The organism is Aquidulcibacter sp., from assembly GCF_049239865.1.
Lineage (GTDB): Bacteria > Pseudomonadota > Alphaproteobacteria > Caulobacterales > Aquidulcibacteraceae > Aquidulcibacter.
Map to the genome: position 1 here is coordinate 1 of NZ_JBMLTR010000204.1, position 1,595 is coordinate 1,595.

General features: G+C 57.8%; 2 protein-coding genes and 1 pseudogene. All 3 read left to right on the plus strand.

Annotation, left to right across the window (positions count from 1 at the left end; translation table 11 throughout):
- The first annotated feature begins 155 nt into the window (after positions 1-155).
- Positions 156-818: a phosphoribosylformylglycinamidine synthase subunit PurQ gene (gene purQ / locus ACOVRA_RS14205; RefSeq protein WP_421720867.1), complete on the plus strand. Its 663-nt coding sequence runs from the start codon at positions 156-158 to the stop codon at positions 816-818.
- Between the two features lie 69 nt (positions 819-887).
- Positions 888-1,235, plus strand: coding sequence for a DUF952 domain-containing protein (locus ACOVRA_RS14210; RefSeq protein WP_421720868.1), 348 nt, complete (start codon positions 888-890; stop codon positions 1,233-1,235).
- A pseudogene (locus tag ACOVRA_RS14215) lies at positions 1,232-1,595 on the plus strand (dihydroorotate dehydrogenase (quinone)); the annotation flags it as partial. The gene ACOVRA_RS14210 and the pseudogene ACOVRA_RS14215, both read left to right, overlap by 4 nt.

Here is a 1,595-nt window from a genome sequence, read left to right on the forward strand (position 1 = left end):
CACTTCCAATTACAAGGCTTCTGCGCGAAATCATGGTCACTCCTAACCTATTCTTAGCCATTGATACGCTTTTTTCTGCAGGGCGGTTGCACAATGGCTGCAGGAGGTGGCCCATTGGTCTTCACCTTGGAGGCAAAACCGCGTAGGTCGAACCTATGAAAGCTGCCGTCATCATCTACCCCGGATCGAATTGTGACCGCGATTGCAAAGTCGCTTTGGAGCGCAGGGTCGATGCGCAAGTTTCTATGGTTTGGCACAAGGAAACCAGCCTGCCAGAGGGCTTGGACCTGATCGTTTTGCCCGGTGGCTTTTCTTATGGCGATTATCTGCGCTGTGGCGCGATGGCGGCTTTGTCGCCAGTCACCCGCGCGGTGGTGGATGCGGCCAAAGCAGGTGTGCCCGTTCTTGGCATTTGCAATGGCTTCCAAGTCTTGTGTGAGACGGGCCTTCTGCCCGGCGCGCTTTTGCGCAATGCCAGCTTGAAATATGTCTGCAAGCCTGTGGCGCTCGAAGTCACCAATGCGGCCACCCCCTTCACCCGCGCCTTTGGCAACCGCTCAGAAGCGGTGATGACCGTTGGCAATGGCGAAGGCAATTACTTTGCCGAAGACGCCGTGCTCGACGAGCTGGAGCAAGAAAACCGCGTCGCCTTCCGCTATAAGGAAGAGATCAATGGCTCGCTGCGCCGCATTGCCGGCATTGTGGACCCAACCGGCCGCATCCTTGGCATGATGCCCCACCCGGACCGTGCGTTTGAAGCCGAATTGGGCAGTGCCGATGGCGCCTTGGTGTTCCAAAGCCTGTTGGAAGCAGCCTAATCTGCCATTGTTCGTCCGAAAGTGACAGGCAGGGGTCGACTCTCCCGCTTTTGCCATTAAGTCACGGCCATGAATTCACTTGCTTATAAGATTGAGACACGCAGCGCTTGGGCAAAAGCTCAGAGTGCGGGCGTCTATACGGGCTCTGCGCTCGATGTAACCGATGGCTTCATCCACCTCTCTGCGCGCAACCAAGTCCGGGCGACCTTGACGATGTGGTTCAAAGATCAGCCCGATCTGATCTTGGCGACTATAGGCCTCACACAATTGGGCGACACTGTGGTGTGGGAGGCTTCGCGCGGCGGGGCCTTGTTCCCGCACATTTACGGCCCCATTCCGATGTCCGTGGTGCAAGAAGTCATAGCCTTGCCCTTGCTGGCCGACGGCAGCCACGACTTGCCTGTGAGCTTTCCATGATCGACCTTTATGCCAAGGCCACGGAAGCTTTACGCGCCCTGCCAGCCGAGACCGCCCATCAAGCCACCATTGCCGGGCTGAAAACAGGGTTTGGCCCAAAGGCCAAGCCAGACCGCCCGGAAGATAGCGTGCAGCTGGCAGGCCTCACCTTGCCCAATCGGATCGGCCTTGCTGCCGGTTTTGATAAGAATGCCGAAGTACCCGACGCCATGTTGGCGGCAGGCTTTGGCTTTGTGGAGTGTGGGACCGTCACGCCGCGCCCGCAGGCGGGAAATCCCAAGCCGCGCCTGTTCCGCTTGGTCGAGGATCAAGCCGTGATCAATCGCATGGGCTTTAATAATGAAGGCCTGATGCATTTTG